Raw genomic sequence first — 25712 nt, 5'->3', positions numbered from 1 at the left:
GGCGCGGATGCCATCACTTGGCGATGCTCCTGAACCCGCGCAGGCGCAGGCTGTTGCCGACGACGAAGACACTGGACAGTGCCATCGCCGCGCCGGCGAGCATGGGATTGAGCATCCCGAGAGCGGCGACGGGGATCGCCGCGACGTTGTAGGCGAAGGCCCAGAACAGGTTCGTCTTGATGGTTCCGAGTGTCTTGCGAGACAGGCGGATGGCATCGACCGCACTGCGCAGGTCGCCGCGCACCAGCGTGATGTCGGATGCTTCGATCGCGACATCCGCGCCGGTGCCCATCGCGAGTCCGAGGTCGGCCTGTGCGAGTGCGGGGGCGTCGTTGACGCCGTCGCCGATCATCGCGACCACCTTGCCTTCGCGCTGCAACCGGGTGACGACGTCGACCTTGTCCTTCGGGAGGACTTCGGCGATGACCTCGGTGATGCCCACTTCGGCCGCGATCTGCCGGGCCACGGCCTCGTTGTCTCCGGTGAGCAGGATCGGGGTCAACCCGATCGCCCGGAACTGCGCGATCGCTTCCGCGCTGCTCGGCTTCACAGTGTCGGCCACGACGAGGATGCCGCGGGCCTGACCGTCCCACCCCACGGCGACCACGGTCTTCCCCTCTCCCTCGGCGCGCGCCTTCGTCGATGCGAGTTCGGGGCTGAGCTGCTGTGACCACTCGGCGAGCAGCGAATCACGGCCGACCAGCACGGCGTGGCCGTCGACGATCCCCTGCACGCCCTTGCCCTCGATGTTCGCGAAGTCCTCGGGCGTGGGGAGCGGTCCGACTTCCTGGGTCGCGCCCTTGGCGATCGCCTGCGCGATGGGATGCTCCGAGGCATCCTCCAGCGCGCCGGCCAGCCGCAGCAGCTCCGCGCGCTCGGTACCGTCCTCGACGAACACCTCGACTAATGTCATCTTCCCGGTGGTGACGGTGCCGGTCTTGTCCAGCACCACGGTGTCGACCTTGCGGGTGGACTCCAGAACTTCCGGGCCCTTGATGAGCACGCCCATCTGGGCACCGCGTCCTGTACCCACCAGCAGCGCTGTCGGCGTGGCCAGACCCAGCGCGCACGGGCAGGCGATCACGAGCACGGCGACCGCCGCCGTGAATGCCGCGGTCACGGGGAATCCTGCCCCGAGCCAGCCGCCGAGAGTCACGAAGGCGATCACGATGACGATCGGCACGAACACCCCGGAGATCCGGTCGGCGAGGCGCTGCACCTCGGCCTTCCCGGTCTGGGCGTCTTCGACGAGCTGGGCCATCTGCGCCAGTTGCGTGTCGGAGCCGACCCGGGTCGCGCGGATCACGAGCCGGCCGCCGACGTTGGTCGTGGCACCGGTGACGGCGTCTCCCTCTGCGACCTCGACGGGTACGGCCTCGCCGGTGAGCATGGACGCGTCCACGGCCGAGGTCCCGGAGACGACGACGCCGTCGGTGGCGATCTTCTCTCCCGGGCGCACGATGAACTCGTCACCGACCTGGAGATCCTCGACGGGGATCTTCGTCTCCACGCCGCCGCGGAGTACGGCGACCTCTTTCGCGCCGAGTTCGAGAAGCGCGCGCAGGGCTGCGCCGGCCTGCTTCTTCGACCGCTTCTCGAAGTACCGCCCGGCGAGGATGAACATCGTCACCCCGGCGCCCACCTCGAGGTAGATGTTCGCCGCACCGTCCGAGGGGGCCAGTGCGAACTCGAACGGGTGCGTCATTCCCGGTGTACCCGCCGTGCCGAAGAACAGGGCGTACAGCGACCACAGGAATGCCGCGGAGGTGCCCATCGAGATGAGCGTGTCCATCGTCGCGGCGCCGTGCGTGAGGTTCGTCCACGCGGCCTTGTGGAACGGCCACGCCGCCCAGATGATCACGGGCGCAGCCAGCGCGAGCGAAGCCCACTGCCAGTATGTGAACTGCAGCGCGGGGATCATCGCCATCGCGATCACGGGCACGGTCAGCACGATCGCGCCGATCAGCCGATGGCGCAGGGATCGGAGTTCCGGGTCCTCGTCGTCGGCACCATCGGAGGAGCCGGTGTCGTTCTTCCTGCCCTTCGGGGCGGGCAGCACCGCGGAGTATCCCGTCTTCTCCACCTCGGCGATCAGCACCGCCGGGTCGTAGCCGTCAGGGACCGTGATCTTCGCCTTCTCGGTCGCGTAGTTCACGGTCGCCACGACACCCTCGAGCTTGTTCAGCTTCTTCTCGATCCGCATCGCGCAGGACGCGCAGGTCATCCCGCCGATCTCCAACTCGACGCCTGAACCCCGGCTCGGGGGTGCTGATGTGCTCATGTGCTTTTCCTTCTGTCGGCTGTGTGTGCGGACGGCAGCGTGGAGCTGCCTGAGCGGCGATCGCCGCTCAGTGCCCGTCTTCGTGCGCGTCGCCGTCGGACTCTGCCGCGTCGTCCCCCTGAGCGGCATCGACCACGAACTCGGCGGTGTGCACCTGCCCGTCGACCTGGAAGTCCAGATAGAGGAAGTACCGGCCGGCGGTCGGCGCCTCGGCGGCGAATTCGATCTCCGGGCCGGACGTCTCGCCGGCCTCGGGCTCGTCCCCCTCGGCGTGCACGTGCAGGTAGGCGAGGTCGCCGTCGCGCAGTGCGACGAGATGGCCGAACGCCCCCAGGTACGGCTCGAGGGCGGTGACAGGCGTCCCGTCCTTCGACACGGTGAGGGTGAGATCCGTCGCCGATCCCGCCGTGAGGTCGCCGTCGAGCGTGACCGTGAAGCCGTCGACCTGTGCCGTCTGCGTCGTCTGTCGCGTGACCGGGGCGAACTCACCCGCCACCTGGACCGTGCGCGTGAGCGTGAGCGAGGATGCATCCTCGCCGGCGGGAGTGAAGTCTGCGAAGACGCGGTAGCTCCCGGCCTCCGTCCATTCCCACGGCAGCGACCACGTTCCCGTGCCTTCATCCAGCGTCGGGTGGACGTGACGGAACCGACTCCCGTCGGAGCGCACCACGATCAGGTGCAGGTCCTTGTCGTGTGCGGTCGTGTACTCCGTGACCGGGGTGCCCGCGACGTCGAGGATCTGGAACCGCAGCTCGCCGGAGGTTCCGACGGCTCCCGGCGCCGTGACCGGCGACAGGACATACCCGTCCAGGCCGAGAGAGAGGCCCTTCAGGCTGTCCGCAGCGGCATCCGAGGACTCTTCCCCTGCTGCCGTGGGGGAATCGTGCCCGCCGTCGTGACCGTTCATCTCCGCACCTTCCGTCCAATCGCTGACAACGCTCGGGGGAACGATGGCACCGGCGAGGCCGAAGGCCCCACCGAACGCCACCACCACGCCGATCCCGTAGATCGTGAGGCGTGCCCCGGCGTTCATACCGTCCGCACCGCCGAGTACCCCGCCTCCGCGACGGCAGCCAGGATCTTCGCGTCGTCGAGGGAGTCAGGGCCGGTGACGACGAGCGTGCCCGTCTGCGCGCTCACCTGGATGTCTGCGACACCCGGGATCTCGGCGACCTCTTCGCGGATCGACATCTCGCAGTGCCCGCAGGTCATGCCGGTCACCTGGAACTCGTTCGTGGTCATCGCAGATCCTCTTCCTCTCGGTGGTACCTGTACCGGGTATTAGAGGCAACTGTATACCCCCGTGGGGTATTCCCTCAACCCGTGGCGAGGAGGGCGAGGAGGGCGAGGAGGGCAGAGCCAGCCAGGGCCCCGCTAACCCGAGGGGCTTGCCGGTCAGGACGCCGCGCTCTCCTGCACCTTCGGCCGGGTGAGCCGCGGGATCAGCGAGGGGGTCGAGTCCCGGTACGCGAGGTAGTCGGCGCGATCGCCCCACTTCTTCTCGGCGCGTGCCTCCAGCAGTGGGATGCCGCTCACGCGCGTCAGCAGCAGGATGACGAACAGCGGCGAGAGCAGGGCGACCCACTGCCATCCGGCGAGCACCGGGGCGGCGGTGAGGAACACGCCCACCCAGATCACGATCTCGCCGAAGTAGTTGGGGTGGCGCGAGCGCGACCACAGCCCGGTGCGGATGAACTCGTCCTTGTTGCGCGGGTCTGCGCGGAACGCGGACTTCTGCGCGTCGGCGACGATCTCGACGACCATGCCGATGACCCACACGATGATGCCGACGACGGTCAGCCATCCGATGGGTGCACGGGACGAGGCCTCCGTGCTGATGGCGATCCAGGCCGCCGCGGCCGTCAGCGACACCCACGCCCCCTGAATCACCCACACCTGCAGGAACCGCAGGGGGGAGCCCTTGATCTCGTCGAATCGGCCATCGGATCCGGCCTTGTGCACGCGCAGGGCCAGGAATGAACCGAGGCGCACGGCCCACAGCATCACCATCGCCGCGAGGATCCCGCTGCGCGCGTCGGGCTCGGGCGTCAGCAGCACGAGGGTCGCCGAGATCGCGAAGAAGGTGAGGCTGCCGGTCAGGTCGAAGAATCGCTCGGTGCGCAGGATCATCGCCGGGATGAACGCGAGGACCTGGATCGCGAACGCCGCGGCGACAGCGAGGGCGAACAGCGGGATGCCGCCGAGCGTCGCACTGTTCTGGCTGCCGGCGAGCGCGACGAGCGCTCCGATGACGTGGGCGGCGATGATCGCGATCAGCGAGGAGCGGGAGGACTTGGGACTGGTGGGCGTCGGGGAGGACATGGTGTTCTTTCTGTTTCTCAGAGGTACAGGTCTTCGACGGTGACGGCTGCGCGATCCAGCACGACGCTCCGTTTGAGCTTCATGGTCGGTGTGACCAGCGCGCGGTCTTCGAGGTCGGCGAAGACCACGCTGAAACGGCGCACCTGCTCGCTACGGGCCACGAGGGCGTTGGCGGCATCGATGGTCTTCTGCAGGTGTGCGCGCAACGTCGGATCGGTGACCGCGCGGATGTCGGACGGCGCACTCTGAGCGATGATGATGCCCTCTGCGGTCGCCCATGCCCGTGTCTCTTCCGGGTCGAGGACGAGCAGCGCGGACAGGTACGGCTTTCCCTCGCCTACCATCACGGCGTGCGACACGAGCGGGCTCGCCTCGACCGCGCTCTCCCAACGGGTCGGCACGATCGTCTTGCCGTTCGAGGTGACGATCACGTCTTTCAGCCGACCTTCGAGGATCAGCCGACCCTGCTCGTCGAGTCGCCCGAGATCTCCGGTGCGGAAGAATCCGTCGACGAAGGCGTCCTCGTCGTGGGCCGCGTTGCGGTAGCCGGCGAAGACCCCGACACCGCGGGCCAGCACTTCGCCCTCGTCGCTGATGCGCACCGTGAGTCCGGGCAGGGGCGTGCCGACGCTGCCCGAGGAGATGTTCCCCGGCAGGTTGCCGGTGAGGGGTGCCGTGGTCTCGGTCAGCCCGTATCCCTCGATCACGGGGACGCCGATACCGCGGAAGAACAGCGACAGCTCGGCATCGAGCGCGGCGCCGCCCGACAGGATGTATCCGACGCGTCCGCCCATCACGGTGCGCAGGCGCCCGAAGAACAGCGCGTCGAACAGGCGGTGGCGCAGGTTGAGCCCGAGTTTCTTGCTGACCCTGCGCCCGGCATCCATCCGCTCGGCGCGACGACCCCACGCGATGGCCGTCGACCGGGCCTGCGCCCAGACGCCGGAGAGGCCCTTGTCGGCCGCTTTGGCTGCTGCGGCCGCCTGGATCTTCTGCAGCACCCGCGGCACGACGACCAGGAAAGTCGGACGCAGCGTGTCGAGAGTGGCGACGACCGTCGACGGATCGGACAGGTGCGCGATGCGCATGCCGCTGGCCAGGCAGATCAACTGAAGCCCGCGTGCCAGCACATGCGCGAGCGGCAGGAAGATCACGGTGTTGCCGTCTTCGTTCACGATCTCGCGGTACGCGGCGGCGATGTTGAGCACCTGACCGAGGAAGTTCCGATGGGTCAGCACGACACCCTTGGGTGCACCTGTGGTGCCCGAGGTGTAGACGATGGTCGCGGGGTCGTCCTGGGAGGCGGATGTCCGGCGTGCCTCGAGAGCTTCGTCGGTGACGTCGACGCCGGCGGAGACCAGGTCGATGAGAGCGCTGGGCGTCGCGATATCCATCGTCCACGCCCCGAGCGTGTCGCCGGTCGTCTGCGCGAGTGCTTTCTGAAGAAGCGCCGCGTGCTCCGCGGTGCCGCCGATGGCCAGGCGCACGCCGGCATCCGCGACGATCGCGTTCACCTGCGACGCGGACGAGGTCTCGTAGATCGGCACCACGACGGCCCCGGCGAACCAGGACGCGAGGTCGGCGACGGCCCATTCGTAGCGCGTGGGAGCCATGATCGCGATCGGGTCACCGGCCCGGATGCCCCGAGCCATGAAGCCCTTCGCCAGCGCGCGCACCTCGTTCGAGAACTCCCGCGTCGTGATCGGCCGCCACGAGCCGGCATCCGGGTCGTGGACTTCGAACGCCACGTGGTCCGGAGCGGCGGCGGCGCGCGCGACCAGCAGATCGGTGACGTTGCGGTAGCCGTCGAGGGCGGCAAGCGGCGGGGTCGATGACTCGATCATCGGGGCTCCTCTCGGGCCATGGGGCCGGGACGCGGGCGCGCGAGTACCGCCCTGTCGTCCTTGTTCGGAGCCGACGCGGATTCGGATGGGATGGATCGCAGATCGGCCGAGAGCGGAAGGTGTTGTCCCGTCGGACGGCAGATGGAATCGTGGAGGAGATGTACATGCAGACGCGCAGCGCCACCCCGTACTGGTGGGCGCTCGGAATCGTCGGGACGTTCGCCCTCACACTTGTGGTGCTGCTTCTCGCCGGGGTCCTCGGATCGACGGTGTGGTGGACCGCCGCGGCGATGATCCTGCTCGCGATCTCGCAGGTGCTGAGCATCCTCACCATCGGGCGCAACAATCGACGAATCGCTGCGAGGCCCACATCGCTGCCACCGGAGAACCTCTAGAAGACCAGGCAGGCTTGGGGTGCGCAACCCTGCACCGGCCTGGCCCCTGCACCAAGCCGGTGACCGAGGCTGCTTCGACGCCGGATTCGACCGAGTCGGAATCCTGCTCCGGCATGTCTCAGGTCATCGGTGACGACGGAGGTCTGTATTGGGAGCGCCACGGCACGCTCCGAGATCTGGGTGCACGTGAGTTCGCGCGTGGCGAGGTGACAGTCGATGAGGACGGCGCCCCCGTGACGTATACCGTCGAGCCGGGCGACGTCGAAGCCGTGGTCGCTGAACGGCTCTGCGCGTACCCGAACCTCGGCTCGATGAACCACAGGCGAGACATCCACCCCGGCCAGGTGCTCTGGCTCACGCCCGACCCGGAGACCCCCTGGATCCCGTACGACAGCCCGTGGGACGCGCCGGGCGGGTTCGCGCAGATTCCGTACCAGCAGGCCATCGAGGCTGCGGGCGCGGCGGTTGACGCCGGTGACGTGGACACCGTGAGGGCGATGTGGAACGGCACGCTCAAGGGCATGTTCGCGACCCAGGAGACCATCGACGCCGTCCAGAAGGTGGTCGACTCCGGCGACCTCGACGCGCTTCGCCAGCTCTTCTCCTGACGCCGCTTCTGTCACGCACCCGCATCGAAACGTCTGCTCGCGGGTGCGGAACTCAACTCACTCGTGGAGGGACTGACGGGAATCGAACCCGCGCTATCTGCTTGGGAAGCAGAAGTTCTGCCATTGAACTACAGTCCCGAACCTGTGCCCGGAGGAACAGGTGATCGCCAGCCTACCCGCCGACCGCCGTATGGCAAAAGCGCCGACTCCGTGTGGCAACTAGGCTGAACCCGTGCTTCTCAGCGACCGCGACATCAGGGCAGAACTCGCATCAGGCCGTATCGGCCTGGATCCGCACGCACCGGAGATGATCCAACCTTCGAGCATCGACGTGCGCCTCGACCGCTACTTCCGGTTGTTCGACAACCACAAGTACCCGTTCATCGATCCCTCGGTCGACCAGCCCGAGCTCACGCGCCTGATCGAGGTCGACCCCGACGAGCCGTTCATCCTGCACCCGGGGGAGTTCGCGCTCGGGGCGACGTTCGAACAGGTCACCCTGCCCGATGATGTCGCCGCGCGGCTGGAGGGCAAGTCCTCCCTCGGGCGCCTCGGACTCATCACGCACTCGACGGCGGGTTTCATCGACCCGGGCTTCACGGGGCACGTGACGCTCGAGCTCGCGAACGTGGCGACCCTGCCGATCAAGCTGTGGCCGGGAATGAAGATCGGTCAGCTCTGTTTCTTCCGCCTGACCTCGCCGACCGAGAACCCCTACGGCTCCGGTCCCTATGGCAACCGCTATCAGGGGCAGCGGGGCCCGACGGCATCCCGCTCCTTCCAGAACTTCCACCGGACGGATGTCGGCACGACAGACGTCGGAGCCGTCGGAGGCTGACATGAGCGACGACAGCGCCACCCCGCACGACCCGGAGACTCCGCCGGACCCGGCGGTCGCGCCGTCGCCCGCCGACTCTCCGCTCTCGATCCCGGAGCCGGTGATCCCGCCGCCTCCGCCCGAGATCCCCATCCCGGACGGGCTGATCCCGCCGGCATCCTCCGACGTGCCGGATGCGGTGATCCCGCCGCCTCCGCTCGACATCGCGCCGGCCGATTCCGTCATCCCGCCCCCGCCACTCGAGGCGATGGTCCCGTCCCGGCGCAGTGCGCGTCCCGCCGGCACTTCGGATGCGCCGGCACCCGCCGCGGTCTCCGAGGAGTGGTCGCAGCCGACCATGACCCCCGAGGTGCCGTCGGGCGGTTATCGCGGACTGACGGCAGCGATCTTCGTGTTCCTGCTCATCCTCTTCGCCGGTGCCATCGCGCTGGTGATCTACCTCGCCACGAGCACACGCCTCGAGCTGCCGTCGTTCGGCCAGGAGGCGCCCGTCAGCGCTCCGTCCGGTGCATCCGCGACCGAGGATGAGGCGTCGACGGTCTCGGTGGGTTCTCTCAGCACCGACCCCTGCAGCGACTTCTGCGCCGAGATCGCTGGTCAGGTCGGGCCTTCGGTGATCGGCGCAGACGGCGCCACCGAGTGGCAGCTCGTGCAGCCGTGGACCGTCGCCGACCCGGCCGCGCTGCCTGCCGAGGAGGCGACGGCGGCCTCCTACGAGTCGGAGGTCGGCTCCCTCACGTTCACGGTGTGGAAGTTCACGGACGACGCCACGGCCGAGGCCGCGTACGCCGTCGCCGATGAGGGCCTCGGCGACCCCTCCGACACGAACTCCGTGTACGAGGACGGCCGCGGCACCCAGAACACCTATCAGGACGACTCCTCCACCACGGTGCTGTGGATCGTGACGGGCGACGGATCGCAGCCGTGGGTCCTTCAGGTGCAGGGCGACGACGACGCGGTGCGGCAGTTCTACCTGTCGTTGCCGATCTGAGCGACCCCATGGAGTGGATGCTCCGTCCGAGCACGCCGGAAGACGCCGCGTGGATCGCCGAGCTGCGCGCGGTCGTGCTGCGGGACGATCTGACGCGCCTCGGCCGCTATGACGAGGTGCGGGTGCGGCAGCGATTCCTCGGCTCCTTCCGCACGGCGACGACCCAGATCATCGTCGTCGACGGAAGGGATGCCGGGTCGATAGCGGTGCGTCCCGACGAGGGTGTGCGATGGATCGAGCACTTCTACCTCGACCCCGCGACGCAGGGGAGAGGTGTCGGAGGCGCCGTGCTGGCTCGGGTGCTGTCGGACGCCGGACAGCAGACGTTCCGACTCAACGTCCTGCAGGGCAGTCCCGCGCTCCGGCTCTACCGTCGTGCCGGGTTCGTGGTCGACAGCGAGGACGAGGTCGACATCTTCCTGACGCGGCCCGCCGGCTGACCACTCCCCGGTGATTCCTCCCGTTTCCCGCTGAATCCCTGTCACTTCGCGCAGACCCGCGACGGCACCCCGCTCCCGGCGGCTTTCCTGTGAAGGATCCACGGGGATGCTTCTGCGTACCCCGGGGTCGGTGACGACTGCATCCGGCGGTCGGCGAGGACTACCGAAGGAGCATGCCAGTGCGAGGAACAAGAGTGCACCGCGTCGGCGCGGTGCTGGGAGTGGCCGCAGTCGGATTGGCGAGCATGGTCGCCGCGTCTGCCGCACATGCCGATGCGCAGGACTTCGGCAACATCGATGCCGATCGCACGGGGTCGCTCACGGTGCACAAGTACCTGCATCAGACCGGCGATGTCGAAGGTGACATCAGTGCGCCGCCCGCCGCCGGTGATTTCACCGATCCGGTGGCTGATGTCGTCTTCACTGCCTATCCGCTGTTGCAGGGCGGGGTGCCGCTCGACCTCTCGATCGCCGAGAGCTGGGACGGCCTCGAGGATGTGCAGGCCGGCGCGGCCTGCACCGCTCCGACCGGCTTCACGCTCGGCACCGGGGTCGCCTTCGACCCGACGGATGCGCAGGGCGCGGCGACGCTCGCGCTGACCGTCGGGGCCTACCAGGTGTGCGAGACCGAGGCGCCGGCGCAGATCATCGACCGTTCCGCGCCGTTCATCGTCACGATTCCGATGCCGTTCGAGAACGGCTGGGTCTACGACGTCCACGCGTACCCGAAGAACGGTGCCGGCGAGGTCGTGAAGACGATCCAGGAGCAGCAGGACACCGGCCTCGGCTCGGTGGTGCGCTTCCCGGTCACCGTCCCCGTGCCGGTGAGCAACGACACCTGGACCGGCTTCGCGATCCGCGACGCGCTCGACGCGCGTCTGGTTCCCGTCGCGTCGGCGGATGTCGCCGTCACCGCGGACGGCGCAGCCCTGGATGCGAGCTACTACACGGTCGATGTCGCGGGCCAGCAGGTCACGGTGAACTTCACCGCGGCAGGGCTCGCGTGGCTGAATCAGGGCCCGAATGCCCAGGCCGGCTCGGAGATCACGGTGGTGTTCGCCGGAACCGTGGTGGAGGTCGGGGACGGCTCGATCACGAACCAGGCCGAGCTCTGGACGAACAACCCCGGCTTCGACCCCGCCGTGCGTCCGCCGCTGCCCTCCAACGAGGTCGAGACCCACTGGGGCTCGCTCGAGATCATCAAGCGCGCGAGCAACACGTCCGGCTCGCAGGGACTCCTGGCCGGAGCGACCTTCGAGGTCTACAACGCCGTGGCCCCCTACGGCGCCGACTGCACGGCCGCCGTCGCCGATGGCGACCCGATCGCGGTCGACGGCGAGACCACCTTCACCTCGGTGGCCGGTGGTGTCATCTCGATCGCCGGGCTGTTCGTGAGCGACAGTGAGAACCCCGCCGTCGACGCGCTGCAGCGCTGCTACGTGCTGAAGGAGACGGCGGCGCCCGCGGGGTACGTCCTCCCCGCCGACCCCTTCACCGGAGTCGCGGTCAGGATCGGCGAGACGACCACCGCCGACAACGCCGACATCGTGAACACGCAGCAGGGGGTTCCCGGCCTGCCGCTCACAGGTGCGAACGGCCAGATCATCCTGATCACCGCGGGAGTCGGCATCGCGATCGTCGCCATCGGCCTCGTGCTGATGAAGCGTCGTCGCGAGCGGACGCTGACCGAGTAGCGCACCTCGCGCTCATCGACGGGGCGGCGCGCTGCATGCGCCGCCCCGTCCCCACGGCTCAGGTGGGGATACCGCTGCCGTGCTCTGCAGAACGACCGACGATCCGGGGAGGAGTCACTGATGTTCACGGGTCTGCGCCCCACAGTCGGTGCGAGGGGAACGATGCGAAGGGGCGTCCGGTGCGCGACGTCGCTCCTCCTGGCGCTCATGATGGTCACCGGACTCGGTATCGCCGGTCCGTGGGCGGCGGACGCGGTGGCATCCACGACCGCACAAGCGTCTGCTGGCCTTGCGATCGCTCCGCTTGCCGTTCCCGTACCGCCTGCCGGATCGGCTGTGATCTCGGTCAAGGTCGGTGGGGATCGCACCTCGGCCGGAGCCGTTCAAGGACTCCCGGGAGTCCGTCTCGCTCTCTACGGCGGCGGCACGGCGACGGTGTCTGGCGGCGGCGCCGTGGGACTCCCGATCCAGGGAGCGGCCGGTACACGCTACGACACCACGTGGCCGTGGACGACCTGCGTCTCCGACGCGGACGGTGACTGCAACTTCATCATCCCGATTCGCACGGGAGCTCCGTCGGCGACGGGCGTGCCGCAGGACACCCGTTTCTGGATCGTCGAAGAGGCGGCGCCCAGCGGCTGGTACACCAACCCCTCGATTCGTGTCGGTGGTTTCGGCGCCACTCCCGAGACGACCTGGACCTACCGCTTCCGCAGCGATATCGAACTGCGCGCGGGCGTGGTCTATCGATCCACGGATCCGATGCCGTGGAACGACCCGACCGGCACGGGCACGGGGTCGGGGGACCCCGACCGCTACTTCATGCGCACCCGGGCGGACAGCAACGTCGAGGGCGGACAGTCGGCGAATGCCACTCGGACGAACGGTATCTGGAATCAGTCCCGGGTGAACCCGGTCATCCCGGCATCGTGCGATCTCGACATCGCACTGATCAGCGACACGTCCGGCTCGCTGGGGGAGACCGGCATCACTGAGCTGAAGTCGACGATGTCGGCCTTCGTCGATGCGCTCCGTGGCACACAGACGCGCATGGCGGTCTTCTCCTTCTCCACAGACAGCCCTGGCGTCGGGGCGACCAATCACCCCGCGCTGCTCCCCGTGACCACTTCCGCGCAGGCGGCCGTCTTCAAAGCGCAGTACACGGGATGGACGTACGGCGGCGGCACGAGCTGGGATGCCGGATTCGCGACGGCTGCCGGCGCGGCGCCGCATTACGACGTGGCGATCCTGCTCACGGACGGCAACCCGACGGTGAGCCGGGGGAACAACGGAACAGGCTCCAGCGCATTCAACTCGCTGCAGGATGTCGACGCCGGCGTCTTCTCGGCCAACCTGCTGAAGGCCGACGGCACTCGTGTCATCGCGCTCGGTGTCGGCCCCGCTCTCACCGGTGCGAGCGAGAACAACCTCCGTGCCGTCTCCGGCACCACGCTGAACTCCGACTACTACCGCGCGAGCAGCTTCGCCGAGGCCACGGCCGCTCTCCGTGCACTCGTGGGTGACACCTGCCAGGGCTCGATCGGTGTGCAGAAGATGATCGTGCCCGCCGCAGGAAGCATCGCCGACGCGGTTCCTGCGCCGGCGGGATGGCAGTTCGACGCGACCAGCCTCTCGCCCGCGGTCGCCGTCAACGACCCGAACTCCGCGGTCACGGCTGCGGGCGGCGACGGCAAGGTGAACTTCGGCCTGACGTTCTCGGCGACCCCGTCGTCCGGGGCGGTGCAGGTGCTCGAGACGCAGCAGCCCGGATACACGCTCGTACCGGTGGGTGCGGGAGTGGCAGCACGCAACGCGTCGTGCGTGAACGTCGAGACCGGCGCCCCGGTCGCTGTCACGAACGCCGGAATCGCTGCACAGCCCGGCTTCCAGGTGGATGCCGGCAGCAACCAGCGCATCGAGTGCCGCATCTACAACCGGGCCCCCGCGCCCGGCAACCTCGTGATCGAGAAGTCGTCCACTCCGCCGTCGGGGGCCACGGTGGTGCCCGGGCAGTCGGTGACGTACACGCTGACCTTCCGCAACACGGGCGGGTTGCCCGTGGTCGTCGATCATGACGATGTCCTCGCCGGAGTGCGGGACGACGCCGATCTGTCCGGTGCCATCACGGCGCAGCCTCCGCTGTCGGCGGTGCTGAACCCGACCGGGGACCGTATCAGGATCACCGGGGTCCTGCTCCCCCTCGCGAGTGCGACAGTGACCTACACGGTCGTCGTGAAGAACCCGCAGACGGCCGCGGGGGACCATGTGCTGCGCAATGCCGTCGTGCCGACTGGACAGGAGCCGCCCGCGACCTGCACGCCCCCGGCGCCCTGCACGGTGCATCCGGTGGTGGTCGACCTCACATGGAACAAGGTGAACTTCGTCGGCGACCTGCTCGCCGGATCCGAATGGATGCTCACGCCGTTCAGCACGCCCGGCGTGCTCGATCCGACCGGGACCCTCGCCGTGGTGGACTGCGTCGCGGCCGACCCCGGCGCGTGCGCGGGTCCGGACATCGACCCCGCCGCCGGGGCATTCCGTGTCGCTTCCCTGACTCCGGGCACATACCGACTCGTCGAGACCCGTGCGCCGGCCGGATATCTGCTGCTCGAAGACGCGATCGACATCGTGGTGCTGACGAACGTCGCCTACGGAGACATCGAGAACGAGCAGATCACGATCCCCGGCATCCCGCTCACCGGCGGCACCGGCACGTGGGAGTTCGCGCTCGCCGCGGGCGGCTTCGGTGTGCTCGCGGTCGCGGGCGCATGGTGGCAGCGTCGCCGGACCCGGAGAGCGAACGAGACGTGAACCGTGCTCGCGCGCGACGGTGGAGGCCCGGGCTGTTCACGAGCGCGATCGCCGCGCTCGCGCTCGGGGGACTGCTCGCGGGCCTCTATCCGATGACAGCGCAATGGGTGAGCTCCTACAACCAGTCCTTGGTGGTGGACGGGTACCACCAGGCGGTGCGGACCGCTGATCCTTCCGCGGAAGAGCAGATCGCGCAGGCGCGCGCCTACAACGATGCACTCAGCTCCGGCGCGGTGCGCATCGAACGCAACGGCAGTCGTCCCGTCAGCGACGGCGCGGCGGCCGGTACCGGATTCGACTACGACAGTATCCTCTCGGCATCTGGAGATGGACTGATGGGTCGGGTGCGCATCCCCCGCATCGACGTGGACCTGCCGATCTATCACGGTACGAGCGACGCCGTGCTCGCCCGCGGTGCCGGGCACCTCGAAGGGTCCCACTTCCCGATCGGCGGCGTCGGCACGCGCTCCGTGATCACGGCTCATCGGGGGCTCGCCGATGCGACGATGTTCACCGACCTCGACCGGGTCGAGATCGGTGACACCTTCACGGTGGAGGTGTTCGAGAGGGTGCTCACCTACCGTGTGACCGAGACGGTCGTGATCGAGCCCGACGCCGCCGACACGATCCGGCCCGTCGTGGGCGAGGATCTGGTCACCTTGATCACATGCACCCCGCTCGGCATCAACACGCATCGGATCGTGGTCACGGGAGAGCGGATCACTCCGACTCCCGTCGCCGACATCGATGCGATGGCGGGCCCGTCCGGAGTGCCGGGATTTCCCTGGTGGGCGGTGTGGTTCGGGCTCGGGCTGATCGTGATCGCCGCCTATGTGGCTCAGCAGGGATTCGGCGATGCGCGGCGTCGTGCACGGCCGCAGGCGGTCGTGCGAGCGACGCCGTCGGCCGTCGTGCGGGCCCACCCTGGTGCCGCTCCCTCATAAGTGGGGATATACCGCTCTCAGGGTGTCCGGGGGACCGGTCTCGTCGTTAGCATCGTGCCAGTTCCACCCGCCGGGCCGGCGGGGGTTCGACCGCAGTCCCGATGCGGTCATCGCAGCCACGCGGATCACGAGAGGACGCCCCGTGCACGGATCTGTCGCGCGCCCACGGGCGGCCTTCGCGAAGCAGACGTTGCGCGTGGGCGGGACCGGCACCGCCGATCAGGGAAGCGGAGCTCGGAACGCTGTTCGGCGGCTCGCCGATGCGAATCTGACGGTACTGCGCGTCGCGGACGATGGCAGGCTCCAGATCCGTCACGCGCATGACGAGCGGACGAGCTTCGCGCTGCTGGACGGTGCCGCGGCGACGGTGGTGTGGGACCGTCGCGCGGAGCCGGCACGACACGCCTTGCTGCTGGTCGCGCGCACAGGTGCGCTGACCGTCACGGCGGGCGGACCGATCGTCCGCCGGGGTTCTTCGGTCGTGTTGGTCGCGCCCGGCGACACACGGATCGAAGTGCGACTCACCGCCGCGCACAACGAGGTCATCGCGCTGCGAGTGGCCGCGCATCTCGTGGCGCCCGCACTCGGCGAGCTACATGTCGACGCGGGTGGTCCCTCGCTTCCCTGGCGGCGGATCGCCCCGTTCTACGCCTTCGTCCACGGGGTGTGCGCGACGCCTCCGGGACCCGCCGACGAACCCGACCTGATCGCCCTCAGTGCGGATGCGATCGTGGAGGCGTGCGCGCGGACGGTTCTCGAGAACGTCACGCCGTACGAGGGGATCGTGGACGCCGTCACGGCGTTCATCGCGGCACACCATCGCGATGCGAACGTGACCGCCACATCGATCGCGGTGCGGTTCGGGGTGTCGTCGCGCACGCTCCAGACGGCCTTCGCCGCCGAGGGGAGCACGGTCCGCGAAGCGTTGCGCGGGGCGCGGGTCCGTACGGCGCGGGACCTGCAGGCGCGCCATTCCCGCATGTCGCAGGCTGAGCGCGCCCGACTCGCCGGCTTCGCATCGCTCTCGGCGATGTATCGCGCCCTGCACGCGTATGCCGAACCCGCGTCCGGGGGAGTCCTGCCTGCTGACGAGGTGCGGGCAGCGGGGTAGACGCAGAAAGGGACGGATGCCGAAGCATCCGTCCCTTCTCACGTGCTGGCACGGACTGATCAGGCGTCGCGGCCTCGTGAGTAGCCGGCGTCGAAGCCGCGCTCGTACGCGTGCTGCGTGAGGCGGACGATCCGCTGCGGACCGTGGTGGCCGCGGCTGTGGTCGCGAGGCTCGTGTCCGGCGTGCTCGTGTCCGGCGTGCTCGTGTCCGGCGTCGTCCCGCGGACCGAAGCCGTGACGGGAGTCGAATCCGTGCCCGTGACCGTGGCCGTGGCCGTGGCCGTGGCCGTGGTCGTGGTCGCTGTGCGCGCCGCGGCAGTCGCCGTCGCGCGCATCGGGACCGAGACCGTGATCCGGACCGAAGCCGCGGCCCGGTCCGAAGCCCCGACCGAACGGACGGCCGAAGCCGCGCGGGAAGCCGTGTCCACGTCCGTGTCCGTGTCCGCCGAAGCCGTGGCGGCGCCCGCGGGGGAGAGGAGTCTCCTCATCCCATCCGAACGCGCGCGCGATCTTCTCGAGCGAGGCGAGGGTGGTGGCCATCTCCTCGGCGGAGACGGCGTCGGTGACCTTGGAGCGGATGCCGTCGACGATCGCGCCGAGGCGATCCTTGGCGGCGCGCCCGTCGTCGGTGAGCGTCCAGCCTTCACCCTCGGGGGCGACCCAGCCGCGCTCGACGAGGGGACGCAGCTTGTGGTCGTTCAGGGGGCGGCGAGCCGGGACGGTGCCGTCGATGATGTTGAGCAGCCGCCAGTCGCGGCGACTCGCGTGCTCGCCCTCGAAGGCGGTGGCGAACTCGGCCGCCATCAGGCGGTCGGCGGCCTTCAGCCAGTAGCCGAAGGGGCGGGAGGTGCTGTCAGGGGTCTGAGATTCAGAGGTGTTCATGGGAAGTCCTTAGTTGTCAGTGTGCATGTGTATGTCACAGTGCATGTACATGTAGTGTGACATGCGATCTGAATGCATGTCAAGTCGCATGTAAAATCAGCGTGTGACCTCCGAAGAGATCGACCCGTCCGAAGCCATCGCCCAGGCGCTGTCCCGTCTGCGTGGCCGACGCCCCGGCGAACGAGGACCCGGCGGTCGCGGTCACGGCGGCCCGCACGGCTGGCACGGGGGTCCGCACGGACATGAGCACGGACACGGCGACCCGTTCGGGCACGGCCACCCGGGCACTCCGCCGTGGATGACCGACCCCTCCGGACGCCTCGGCGGCCCCGCGCGCATGCGGATGCTCGAAGCCCTGGCCGCCGCATCCGCTCCGCTCAGCGTGAGCGCACTGGGCGAGGCGATCGGTGTGGACCAGCCCCGCGCATCACGACTCGTGCAGCAGGGCGTCGATCGCGGCTACGTGCGTCGCGAGGCCGACCCCGATGACGCCCGGCGCACGCGCATCGCGCTGACCGACGAGGGCCGCAAGGTCGCCAGGGGGATGCGGGGGGAGCGCCGCGAGATGCTCGGACGTGCGCTGGCGGCCTTCACGCCCGAGGAGAGTGCCGAGCTCGCGCGCCTGCTCAACAAGCTCGCCGACAACTGGCAGCGCTGACTCTCCGTCTTCCGCGGCCCGCGCTCCGACTCAGCGCGGTGCCTTGACCGGGAGCAGCAGCAGGAATCCGGCGATCAGCACGACCATGATGCCGAGGATGCCGTACGCGGTCTGGCTGGTCAGAACGATCAGCAGCGTCCACGCGCCCGAGGCCATCCAGCTCGCCGCGCGTCCGGTGGTGGCGTAGAGGCCGAAGATCTCGCCCTCACGTCCGGCCGGGGTGACCCGGGCGAGGAACGAGCGTGCCGCGGCCTGCGCCGGACCCACGAAGGCGCACAGGATGAGACCGCCGACCCAGAACACGAGCGAACCGCCGTCGCGCAGCAGGAACACCGCGAGGCCGGCGACGATCATCGATCCGATCGAGGCCAGGATGATGCGCTTCGGACCGACGCGGTCGTCGAGACGACCGGCGAGGATGGTCGAGACGCCGGCGATCAGGTTCGCGGCGATGCCGAAGATGATGATGTCCTGCGTGTCGAACTTGAAGACGGCCGTGCCGATGATCGCACCGAACGCGAAGACGCCGCCGAGTCCGTCGCGGAAGACGGCGCTCGAGAGCAGGTACCAGAAGGTGGGGCGGGTCTCGGGGTCGCGGTAGAGACCTCGGATGTCGGTGACGAGCAGCACGTACGAGCGGAAGAATCCGACCTTGCGCTCGGGGCGGCCGAGGGACGGCTCCGGCACGTTCAGGAAGATCGGGATGCTGAAGATGATGGCCCAGACCGCGCAGCCGACGGCGATGAGGCGGTACGCGAGCCCGTTGTCGGTCGACATCCCGAACCAGTCGAAGGTGTCGAGCACCACCACGATCACGAGCGCGATGATGCCGCCGAGGTAGCCGAAGCCCCATCCGAGGCCCGAGATGCGGCCGACGTTCTTGGGGTTGGCGATGCCGATCAGCATGGCGTTGGAGTTGACCGCGGCGATCTCCTGGAACACCGTGGCCGCCGAGATCAGGGCGACGCCCAGCCAGAACAGGCTCGGGGTCGGCTCCACGAACCAGAGGCCGAGCATGCACAGCACCAGCGCGCCGGTGCCGATGCCGAGCCAGAGCTTCTGGCGTCCCGCGGCATCCGCTCGTTGTCCGAGTACCGGGGCGAGCAGCAGGATGCCGAAGGCGGCGATGGTCGATCCGAGTCCGAGCCCCGACGCCAGGTCGGCCTCGGCGGCGAGCCGGATCGGGTCGTCCTCTCCGAGGGAGGCGATCTCCGGCGGGAGGAACCCGGTGCCCACCAGGTACAGCGCCGTGAAGACGAAGGTGAGGATGACGGTGTTGAAGGGCTGCGTCGCCCAGTCCCACAGTGCCCACGAGTAGACCTGCTTCTTCGGCGCGGGAGTCTCGCCGCGCAGGTCGAGACCGATCACGCCGACGGCGCCGCTGTTCGCGATCGCCGGGGGTTCCGGAACGGCGGGGCGAGAATCGGGTTCGCTCATGCTCGCAGTCTGGCGGTGCCGGGTGAACGCGCGGTGACGGCGCGCCGCGCTCGCGTGCCGGTGCCATCGACGCGACGCCGGCGGATGCGTAGGGTCGGACGCATGGCCCGAGCGGATGTCGCGCCCGCTGTCGGCTCTGCTTGACGCCGCGCTCGCCTGATTCTCAGAGCGCGGGGCCCCTCTTGATGCGCACGGGGCCGCGGGCCTCGGCGATCCGCACCTCCTCGCCCTTCTGCGTCACGACGATCTCGCCGCTGTCGGACAGGCGCTCCGCGACGCGTCGGACGTCATCCATCGCCGACCGCCAAGATTCGCCGCCGACCGTCCGGGCGACGTCGCTCGGGCAGAGCGAAGACTCGGTGCGCTTGCGGGCGAGTGCGCGGATCGTGGCCGCGATCCGGTCATCCGCATCCGAATCGGACGCCTCCTCCCACCAGGGTGCTCCGCGCTCGCCGAGTGCGGTCTTGGCGTCGTGCACGCGCCGTCTCGCGTCAGGCTCCGCGGACCTGACGGCACGCCGTGCGGACATCAGCTCGTCGACGAGCTCCTGCCGGAAAGATTCAGGGATGGCGGGGTCGGTCGCTCGCCAGCGGCGCCCTCCGACGATGATGTGGTGGCCGTCGTCGGTCCGCTCCGGCTCGGCTGCCTCTGTCATCCGGACAGTATGGCTGCGCGGGAGGCCCACCCGCAGGGGGTTGACGCCGCCCGCCCGCACTCACTCCGTGCGCAGCGGGCGGAGCGTGCGGGCGTAGTCCTCTTTCAGCACGGCGAGGTGCAGCCAGGCCTCGATGCGGGTCACGCCGGGCAGCGCCCGCAGCCGCTCGAGGCTTGCGTACAGGGCGCCGGCCGAGGGCTCGACGAGTGTCGCGACCGCATCGAAGCGGCCGAGTGTGCGGGCGGCGAAGTCGACACCCCTGCCCGTGCGCAGCGCCTCGATCACGCTCTCGTCATCGTGGTCGAGGTTCAGCCCGACGCCCATCGACAGCTGCCGGTGCGCGAGGCCGCGCGCTTCGACCGCGCTGATCTTGATGACGCCGCCGTCGATCAGCCGCTGTACACGGGTGGCGACCGCCGAGGGGGAGAGGCGCACGGCCTCGCCCAGGGCGCGGAAGCTGGTGCGGCCGTCGGTCTGCAGCTGCTCGATCAGGGCCTCGTCGATGCCGTCGAGCGTCACGTCGCCGTGGTACTCCGAGACGAAGAAGCCCTTCACGACGGTGGAGTAGATGATGGTGTTGATGTCGAGCACGCCGGTGATCGCCCGGATCTGGGCGAGCAGATCGTGCAGCTCCTCCATCGACCCGAGCCGCACCTCGGTGACCAGGTCGTGCGAACCCCCGACCGCCGACACCAGCACGGTCTCGTGCATGTCGCGCAGATGCTCAGCGACGGCCTCGACCGTGCCGTCGGTGCGGATCGACACGTGCGCGAGCACGTGCTGACCGAGGAACACCGGATCGACGGCGGCGACCACGCGTACGGTGCGATCGTCGAGCATGGTGCGCAGTCGGGCGGCCACGGCGGCGCGCGACTGGCCGAGGTGCAGCGCGAGGGAGCGGATGCTGGCGCGTCCGTCCTCCTGAAGAGCGCGGATCAGTTCGGCGTCGAAATCCATGGCTTCCGTCCGTTTCGTCAGTTTCCCCGGAACGCACGCTTGCGGGGACACATCTTCAGCCTAGGAGTCGCGAGCGCTGAGGGGAAGGTGAGCATTGCGCGTAGGTGTGTGCAGAACTCCAGTGAATGAGCATTCTCACTGGAGTTCTGCCCTTGCCTGACCCCGCTGTGCGGCCGTAGCATCCATCGCTATCCGACATCTTCCGCAAAGGAGCGGGTCTCACATGACTTCCACCCACACCAAGGCGCGACGCGCAGGCTTCGCCGCCTTCGTCGGCACCACCATCGAGTGGTACGACTTCTACGTCTACGCGACGGCCGCCGCCCTCGTGTTCGGACCGCTGTTCTTCCCCAGCGGTGACCGTCTCGCCGAGACGGCTGCCGCGTTCGCGACCTTCGCCGTCGCGTTCCTCGTCCGCCCCCTCGGCGGCATCATCTTCGGTCACATCGGCGACAAGCTCGGCCGGCGCACCTCGCTCGTCATCACCCTGCTGCTGATGGGCGCGGCGACCGTGCTGGTCGGTTGCCTCCCCACCTACGAGAACATCGGCATCCTGGCGCCGATCCTCCTGATCCTCCTGCGCGCCGTGCAGGGTCTCGCGGTCGGCGGCGAGTGGGGTGGTGCGGTGCTGATGAGCGTCGAGCACGCCCCCGAGAAGTCCAAGACCTTCTACGGCGGCTTCACGCAGCTCGGCAACCCGGCCGGTGCGCTGCTCGCCTCCGGCATCTTCGCGATCATGTCGCGCGTCGGCGACGACTTCATCATGAACGGCGGATGGCGCATCCCGTTCCTGCTGTCGATCGTGCTGGTCGGCGTCGGGTTCTGGGTCCGCTACCGCGTCGAGGAGACGCCGGTCTTCGAGGCGAAGGTCGAGGGCCGCAAGCAGTCCATGCCGCTCGCCTATGCGCTGCGCACCAACTGGCGTCCGATCCTGCTCGGCATCGGCATCCTGCCGATCTCGACCGGCGGCTACTACCTCGCGACCACGTTCGCCACGGCCTACGCGACCGGCGACACGATCGCGATCAGCGAGCAGGTCATCCTCGACGCCATGACGATCGCCTCGTTCGTGGAGTTCGTCGTGACCCTCCCCATCGCCTGGCTGGGCGACAAGTGGGGGCGCAAGAACGTGATGTACATCGGTCTGATCACCTCGGTGCTCACGTTCGTGCCGTTCATGCTCGTGATGCCGGGCCGCGTCGAGCCGCTCATCTTCCTGTTCGCCTCCCTGGTGCGCATCGCGATGAGTGCGACCTACGCCCCGATCGCGGCTCTGCTCGCGCAGATGTTCCGGCCGCAGTCGCGCTACACCTCGATCGCGCTGTCCTACGGTGTCGGAGCGGCGATCTGGGCCGGTTTCTCGCCGTGGTTCGCGACGCAGCTCATCGCCTGGACCGGCAGCATCTGGTCGGTCCTCGCGATGTTCGCCGGCATGGCGATCATCGCCGGCATCTGCACGAAGCTCGCACCGCAGCATTCGGATGAGGCTCCCGTCACCGGGTCCTTCACGGCCCGCACCGACACGACCGCGAACAGGCTGCCATGAGAAAGCTCACCCCCTTCGACCGCTCCTCCCAGACGGAGCCGCGGCTCCTGACCGCCAGGGCGATCCACACCGCGGATGCCGCGTCTTCGACCGCGACCGCGCTGCTGACCGATCGCGGACGGATCGTGGCGATCGGCACCGTCGCCGAGTGCGAGCGGGCTGCCGAGCGCGCCGGTCTCGCCGCGGAGCGGATCGACCTCGGCGATGCCGTCATCGTCCCCGGCTTCATCGACGCCCACGCCCACCCTCTGATGTACGGGCAGCTGATGACCTGGGTCGACTGCGGTCCGGAGAAGGCGGGCAGCATCCCGGAGATCGTGGAGCTGCTGCGCGCGGCGGCGGCCGGTCTTCCCGAGGGGCGGCCGGTGCGCGGCTACGGATACGAGCAGCGCAACCTCGCCGAGAAGCGGCATCCCACCCGGTTCGAACTCGACGAGGTCGCCTCCGACCGCGAGGTCTACCTGATGAACGCCTCCGGCCACGGCGGTGTCGTGAACTCGTACACGCTGACGCGGAACGGCGTCGATCGCGAGACCCCGAACCCCGACGGCGGCGAGTACTTCCGCGATGCGGACGGCGAGCTGACGGGCGAGATCTCTGATGCCGCCTGCAACATGCTCACGGGCGTGCACGGCGTGAAGATCGGCCACCACGGTCCGAACTTCCACCTCGCGGACGAGCCGGAGGAGCACCTGCGTCAGCTGGACGCCGCGACCCGGCGCTTCCTCGCCGGCGGGGTGACCTCGATCGGCGATGCCCAGGTCACTCGTCGCGAGTTCGACATGTACCTGCGCCTCGCGGAGGCCGGTCGCCTCGAACTGCGGGTCTCGATGTACCTGCTGTCGCACCTGCTCGACGAGGCGCTGGAGATGGGGCTGGTGGGCCAGTTCGGCAACGCGCACCTGAGCTTCGCGGGCATCAAGCTCTACGCCGACGGCACGCTCGGCGGCTGGACGGCCTACTTCCCCGACGGCTACGTCGGCGATCCCTGTCGCACCGGGCAGCTCTACCACGAGCCCGCCGAGTACGCGGAGCTGATCCGCAAGGCGCACGCGGCAGGCCTGCAGACCGCGACGCACGCGCAGTCGCCCACGGCGATCGAGATGGTCGTGTCGGCGATCGAGGCCGCGCTCGCCGAGCGTCCGGACGCGGATGCCCGCCACCGCATCGAGCACTGCGGTCTGCCCACTCCCGCGCAGATCGAGCGGATGGCCGTCTCCGGCATCCGTCCTGTCAACCAGACCCAGCATTACTTCAACTGGGGCGAGGGCGTGGAGGAGGCGATCGGCACTCCCGGAGAGCGCTTCAACCCGCTCGGGGAGTTCGAGCGGGCCGGTGTGCCGTTCACGATCTCCTCGGATGCTCCTGTGGCCGAGCCCGTTCCGCTCGAGGCCATCCAGACCGCGGTCACCCGCGTCACGCGCCGAGGGCACAAGCTCGGCCCCGATGATCTGCGGGTCTCGGCACTCGCCGCCCTGCGCGCGCACACGATCGAGGGAGCGATCTCGATCGGACGCGAAGACGACCTCGGCTCACTCGAGGTCGGGAAGTACGCCGACTTCGCGGTGCTCTCGGACGATCCGCTCGCGGTGGCCGGCGAGGACATCGCCGCGATCACCGTGCGCGAGACCTGGGTCGACGGGGAGCGCCGCCACCATGTCTGACATCGACACCGCCGAGCAGTACGCGGACACCGCCGGTCGGGCGGTGCTGGAGACGATCCGCGCCTATGGCGTGACAGCGGTCTTCGGCATCCCCGGCACGCACAATCTCGAGCTCTACCGACCGCTCGCCGATCTCGGCATCCGCGCCGTGACGAATCGGCACGAGCAGGGTTCCGGCTACGGCGCCGACGGGTGGGCGCAGCAGACCGGGCTGCCGGGTGTGGTCATCACGACCTCCGGGCCCGGACTGCAGAACGCGATGAGCGCGATCGGCACGGCCTTCTGCGAGTCGCGTCCGCTGCTCGTGCTGTCGCCCGGCGTGCCGCTCGGTGCGGAGTTCGCCGACGTCGGCACGCTGCACGAGACGAAGGATGCCACGGCCATGGTCGGCGCGATCGCGGAGTGGTCGCGCCGCGTGCGCTCCGCAGCGGAGGCCGTCGACGCCGTGCACGATGCCTTCGCGCTGTTCCGCACCGGACGCCCGCGCCCCGTGCACATCGAGATCCCGCTCGATGTGCTGGAGGCGGCGGCCGACGTGCCTGCCGAGGATCGTCGCGCGCGTGCTCGGCCGCCCCGTGCATCCGGCGATGCCGGTGCGGTCGCCGAGGCCGCACGGCTGCTGTCCGCCGCCGTCACCCCGGTGATCGTCGTCGGTGGTGGCGCGACCGCTGCCGCCGCCGAGGTCACCGCCCTCGCCGAGCAGCTCGGCGCCCCCGTGCTCACGACGCTCAACGGCAAGGGCGTCGTCGACGAGCAGCATCCGCTCGCGCTCGGTTCGAATCTGCGTCTGGCCGCCGCACGCGAGGTCGCCGAGGCGGCCGATGTGCTGCTCGTGATCGGGTCGAAGCTGGGGGAGGCCGAGCTGTGGACTCCCCGGCTCGAGGCGCGCGGCGCCGTCGTGCGCATCGACGTCTCTCCGGCGCAGATCGACAAGAACCTCTCGGCCACCGTCGGGATCGTCGGGGATGCCGCGGCCACCGCGGGGGCTCTGCTCGCGGCGCTTCCGCAGGGCGCCGCCCGTGTGCCCGCGCTCGATGCCGTCCGCAGCGCGATCGTCGCCGAGATGCGCGAGACCGCGCCCGACACCGTCGCCCTCGCCGAGATCATCGCGGCCGGTCTGCCGGATGACGCGATCGTCGCGGGTGACTCCTCGCAGATCGTGTACATGGCGCTGGGCAGCGTGCTTCGCCCGCAGCATCCGCACTCCCTGCTCTACACGCCCACCTACGCCACACTCGGCTACGGGCTGCCGGCCGCGATCGGCGCGCGCGTGGCGCAGACCGAGCGCCCGGTCGTGACGGTGATCGGCGACGGCGCCCTGATGTTCTGCGTGAACGAGCTCGTGACAGCGATCGAGCAGCGTCTCGACGTCACGATCGTGTGCGTCGACAACGGCGGCTACGCCGAGATCCGGCAGAACGAGGTCGACCGCGGCATGGCGCCGATCGGTGTCGACCTCGTGCAGCCCGACTGGGCCGCGCTGGCGCAGGCCTTCGGCGGCGTCGGCCGTCGGGTGGACCGACGCGACGACATCGCGTCGAGCATCCGTGCCGCGATCGCCGAGGGAGGCGTGCAGCTCGTGCACATCCCCCAGGCAGCCCTCTGACCTTCCCGCCCCGACAGCAGAACAGGACT

At 69.3% G+C, this 25712-nt stretch carries 22 protein-coding genes and 1 tRNA gene; 13 read left to right on the top strand and 10 right to left on the bottom strand.

What is annotated here, in order from left to right:
* Positions 1 to 13: 13 nt before the first annotated feature.
* From FB560_RS15055 to FB560_RS15035, 5 genes are all read right to left on the bottom strand, one after another.
* Positions 14 to 2281, bottom strand: coding sequence for a heavy metal translocating P-type ATPase (locus FB560_RS15055; protein WP_141873346.1), 2268 nt, complete (start codon positions 2279 to 2281; stop codon positions 14 to 16).
* 67 nt (positions 2282 to 2348) lie between these two features.
* On the bottom strand, positions 2349 to 3314 hold the full coding sequence (locus tag FB560_RS15050) for a heavy-metal-associated domain-containing protein (protein ID WP_141873345.1): 966 nt from the start codon (positions 3312 to 3314) through the stop codon (positions 2349 to 2351).
* Positions 3311 to 3523 (bottom strand): heavy-metal-associated domain-containing protein, encoded by a 213-nt coding sequence (locus tag FB560_RS15045; RefSeq protein WP_141873344.1) that lies wholly within the window; start codon positions 3521 to 3523, stop codon positions 3311 to 3313. The genes FB560_RS15050 and FB560_RS15045 overlap by 4 nt, the downstream gene beginning before the upstream one ends.
* Positions 3524 to 3676: 153 nt before the next feature.
* Positions 3677 to 4603, bottom strand: coding sequence for a DUF1295 domain-containing protein (locus FB560_RS15040; protein ID WP_141873343.1), 927 nt, complete (start codon positions 4601 to 4603; stop codon positions 3677 to 3679).
* Positions 4604 to 4620: 17 nt separating this feature from the next.
* Positions 4621 to 6447 (bottom strand): AMP-dependent synthetase/ligase, encoded by a 1827-nt coding sequence (locus tag FB560_RS15035; RefSeq protein WP_141873342.1) that lies wholly within the window; start codon positions 6445 to 6447, stop codon positions 4621 to 4623.
* A gap of 164 nt (positions 6448 to 6611) precedes the next feature.
* Here FB560_RS15035 and FB560_RS15030 point away from each other — a divergent pair, with 164 nt between their 5' ends.
* Together FB560_RS15030 and FB560_RS15025 are read left to right on the top strand one after the other, a co-directional pair.
* On the top strand, positions 6612 to 6842 hold the full coding sequence (locus tag FB560_RS15030) for a hypothetical protein (RefSeq protein ID WP_141873341.1): 231 nt from the start codon (positions 6612 to 6614) through the stop codon (positions 6840 to 6842).
* A gap of 113 nt (positions 6843 to 6955) precedes the next feature.
* The gene (locus FB560_RS15025) at positions 6956 to 7450 is read left to right on the top strand and encodes a hypothetical protein (protein WP_141873340.1); all 495 of its coding nucleotides are present in this window, start codon (positions 6956 to 6958) and stop codon (positions 7448 to 7450) included.
* Positions 7451 to 7514: 64 nt separating this feature from the next.
* On the opposite strand, the gene FB560_RS15020 is transcribed toward FB560_RS15025, so the two are convergent.
* Positions 7515 to 7588, bottom strand: a tRNA-Gly gene (locus FB560_RS15020).
* A 94-nt stretch (positions 7589 to 7682) separates the two neighbouring features.
* Between FB560_RS15020 and dcd the strand changes: the two genes are divergently transcribed.
* From dcd to FB560_RS14985, 7 genes are all read left to right on the top strand, one after another.
* Positions 7683 to 8288: a dCTP deaminase gene (dcd, locus tag FB560_RS15015; protein WP_141873339.1), complete on the top strand. Its 606-nt coding sequence runs from the start codon at positions 7683 to 7685 to the stop codon at positions 8286 to 8288.
* A gap of 1 nt (position 8289) precedes the next feature.
* Entirely contained in the window at positions 8290 to 9279 is a 990-nt protein-coding gene (locus tag FB560_RS15010) for a hypothetical protein (protein WP_141873338.1), read from the top strand.
* 17 nt (positions 9280 to 9296) lie between these two features.
* Positions 9297 to 9719 carry a GNAT family N-acetyltransferase gene (locus FB560_RS15005; protein WP_325058563.1) on the top strand — a complete coding sequence of 141 codons (423 nt, stop codon included), beginning with the start codon at positions 9297 to 9299 and terminating at the stop codon, positions 9717 to 9719.
* Between the two features lie 179 nt (positions 9720 to 9898).
* Positions 9899 to 11413, top strand: coding sequence for a SpaH/EbpB family LPXTG-anchored major pilin (locus FB560_RS15000; protein WP_170198171.1), 1515 nt, complete (start codon positions 9899 to 9901; stop codon positions 11411 to 11413).
* Between the two features lie 162 nt (positions 11414 to 11575).
* Complete coding sequence (locus FB560_RS14995) at positions 11576 to 14224, top strand: VWA domain-containing protein (protein WP_170198170.1); 2649 nt, start codon at positions 11576 to 11578, stop codon at positions 14222 to 14224.
* Complete coding sequence (locus tag FB560_RS14990) at positions 14221 to 15168, top strand: class C sortase (protein WP_229673343.1); 948 nt, start codon at positions 14221 to 14223, stop codon at positions 15166 to 15168. The genes FB560_RS14995 and FB560_RS14990 overlap by 4 nt, the downstream gene beginning before the upstream one ends.
* 142 nt (positions 15169 to 15310) lie before the next feature.
* A complete protein-coding gene (locus FB560_RS14985; protein WP_170198169.1) occupies positions 15311 to 16279 on the top strand; it encodes a helix-turn-helix domain-containing protein in 969 nt (322 codons plus the stop codon).
* A gap of 59 nt (positions 16280 to 16338) precedes the next feature.
* Here FB560_RS14985 and FB560_RS14980 read toward each other — a convergent pair whose 3' ends face one another.
* Positions 16339 to 17160: a hypothetical protein gene (locus FB560_RS14980; protein ID WP_141873333.1), complete on the bottom strand. Its 822-nt coding sequence runs from the start codon at positions 17158 to 17160 to the stop codon at positions 16339 to 16341.
* Between the two features lie 103 nt (positions 17161 to 17263).
* Here FB560_RS14980 and FB560_RS20970 point away from each other — a divergent pair, with 103 nt between their 5' ends.
* Complete coding sequence (locus FB560_RS20970) at positions 17264 to 17818, top strand: MarR family winged helix-turn-helix transcriptional regulator (RefSeq protein ID WP_229673345.1); 555 nt, start codon at positions 17264 to 17266, stop codon at positions 17816 to 17818.
* Between the two features lie 30 nt (positions 17819 to 17848).
* On the opposite strand, the gene FB560_RS14970 is transcribed toward FB560_RS20970, so the two are convergent.
* From FB560_RS14970 to FB560_RS14960, 3 genes are all read right to left on the bottom strand, one after another.
* A complete protein-coding gene (locus FB560_RS14970) occupies positions 17849 to 19255 on the bottom strand; it encodes an MFS transporter (protein ID WP_141873332.1) in 1407 nt (468 codons plus the stop codon).
* Positions 19256 to 19418: 163 nt separating this feature from the next.
* Positions 19419 to 19910, bottom strand: coding sequence for a DUF3253 domain-containing protein (locus FB560_RS14965; protein ID WP_141873331.1), 492 nt, complete (start codon positions 19908 to 19910; stop codon positions 19419 to 19421).
* A 60-nt stretch (positions 19911 to 19970) separates the two neighbouring features.
* Positions 19971 to 20867 (bottom strand): Lrp/AsnC family transcriptional regulator, encoded by an 897-nt coding sequence (locus FB560_RS14960; protein ID WP_141873330.1) that lies wholly within the window; start codon positions 20865 to 20867, stop codon positions 19971 to 19973.
* Between the two features lie 223 nt (positions 20868 to 21090).
* Between FB560_RS14960 and FB560_RS14955 the strand changes: the two genes are divergently transcribed.
* Genes FB560_RS14955 through FB560_RS14945 form a run of 3 tightly spaced genes read left to right on the top strand, consistent with a single transcriptional unit; the run spans position 21091 to position 25683 of the window.
* Positions 21091 to 22413 (top strand): MFS transporter, encoded by a 1323-nt coding sequence (locus FB560_RS14955; RefSeq protein ID WP_141873329.1) that lies wholly within the window; start codon positions 21091 to 21093, stop codon positions 22411 to 22413.
* Positions 22410 to 24077 carry an amidohydrolase gene (locus FB560_RS14950; protein WP_141873328.1) on the top strand — a complete coding sequence of 556 codons (1668 nt, stop codon included), beginning with the start codon at positions 22410 to 22412 and terminating at the stop codon, positions 24075 to 24077. The genes FB560_RS14955 and FB560_RS14950 overlap by 4 nt, the downstream gene beginning before the upstream one ends.
* On the top strand, positions 24070 to 25683 hold the full coding sequence (locus FB560_RS14945) for a thiamine pyrophosphate-binding protein (RefSeq protein WP_141873327.1): 1614 nt from the start codon (positions 24070 to 24072) through the stop codon (positions 25681 to 25683). Before FB560_RS14950 ends, FB560_RS14945 begins: the two co-directional genes overlap by 8 nt.
* Positions 25684 to 25712 lie beyond the last annotated feature (29 nt).

This window comes from Microbacterium saperdae, from assembly GCF_006716345.1.
GTDB classification, from domain to species: domain Bacteria; phylum Actinomycetota; class Actinomycetes; order Actinomycetales; family Microbacteriaceae; genus Microbacterium; species Microbacterium saperdae.
Note: the sequence above shows the minus strand (reverse complement) of the source record. Positions and strands in the feature narration are given on the sequence as shown.

Bases quoted from the DNA above. Each gene is read 5' to 3' on its own strand.
- FB560_RS15055 (WP_141873346.1), bottom strand. From the start codon at position 2,281: ATGAGCACATCAGCACCCCCGAGCCGGGGTTCAGGCGTCGAGTTGGAG.
- FB560_RS15050 (WP_141873345.1), bottom strand. From the start codon at position 3,314: ATGAACGCCGGGGCACGCCTCACGATCTACGGGATCGGCGTGGTGGTG.
- FB560_RS15045 (WP_141873344.1), bottom strand. From the start codon at position 3,523: ATGACCACGAACGAGTTCCAGGTGACCGGCATGACCTGCGGGCACTGC.
- FB560_RS15040 (WP_141873343.1), bottom strand. From the start codon at position 4,603: ATGTCCTCCCCGACGCCCACCAGTCCCAAGTCCTCCCGCTCCTCGCTG.
- FB560_RS15035 (WP_141873342.1), bottom strand. From the start codon at position 6,447: ATGATCGAGTCATCGACCCCGCCGCTTGCCGCCCTCGACGGCTACCGC.
- FB560_RS15030 (WP_141873341.1), top strand. From the start codon at position 6,612: ATGCAGACGCGCAGCGCCACCCCGTACTGGTGGGCGCTCGGAATCGTC.
- FB560_RS15025 (WP_141873340.1), top strand. From the start codon at position 6,956: ATGTCTCAGGTCATCGGTGACGACGGAGGTCTGTATTGGGAGCGCCAC.
- FB560_RS15010 (WP_141873338.1), top strand. From the start codon at position 8,290: ATGAGCGACGACAGCGCCACCCCGCACGACCCGGAGACTCCGCCGGAC.
- FB560_RS15005 (WP_325058563.1), top strand. From the start codon at position 9,297: ATGCTCCGTCCGAGCACGCCGGAAGACGCCGCGTGGATCGCCGAGCTG.
- FB560_RS14995 (WP_170198170.1), top strand. From the start codon at position 11,576: ATGCGAAGGGGCGTCCGGTGCGCGACGTCGCTCCTCCTGGCGCTCATG.
- FB560_RS14980 (WP_141873333.1), bottom strand. From the start codon at position 17,160: ATGAACACCTCTGAATCTCAGACCCCTGACAGCACCTCCCGCCCCTTC.
- FB560_RS14970 (WP_141873332.1), bottom strand. From the start codon at position 19,255: ATGAGCGAACCCGATTCTCGCCCCGCCGTTCCGGAACCCCCGGCGATC.
- FB560_RS14965 (WP_141873331.1), bottom strand. From the start codon at position 19,910: ATGACAGAGGCAGCCGAGCCGGAGCGGACCGACGACGGCCACCACATC.
- FB560_RS14960 (WP_141873330.1), bottom strand. From the start codon at position 20,867: ATGGATTTCGACGCCGAACTGATCCGCGCTCTTCAGGAGGACGGACGC.
- FB560_RS14955 (WP_141873329.1), top strand. From the start codon at position 21,091: ATGACTTCCACCCACACCAAGGCGCGACGCGCAGGCTTCGCCGCCTTC.
- FB560_RS14950 (WP_141873328.1), top strand. From the start codon at position 22,410: ATGAGAAAGCTCACCCCCTTCGACCGCTCCTCCCAGACGGAGCCGCGG.
- FB560_RS14945 (WP_141873327.1), top strand. From the start codon at position 24,070: ATGTCTGACATCGACACCGCCGAGCAGTACGCGGACACCGCCGGTCGG.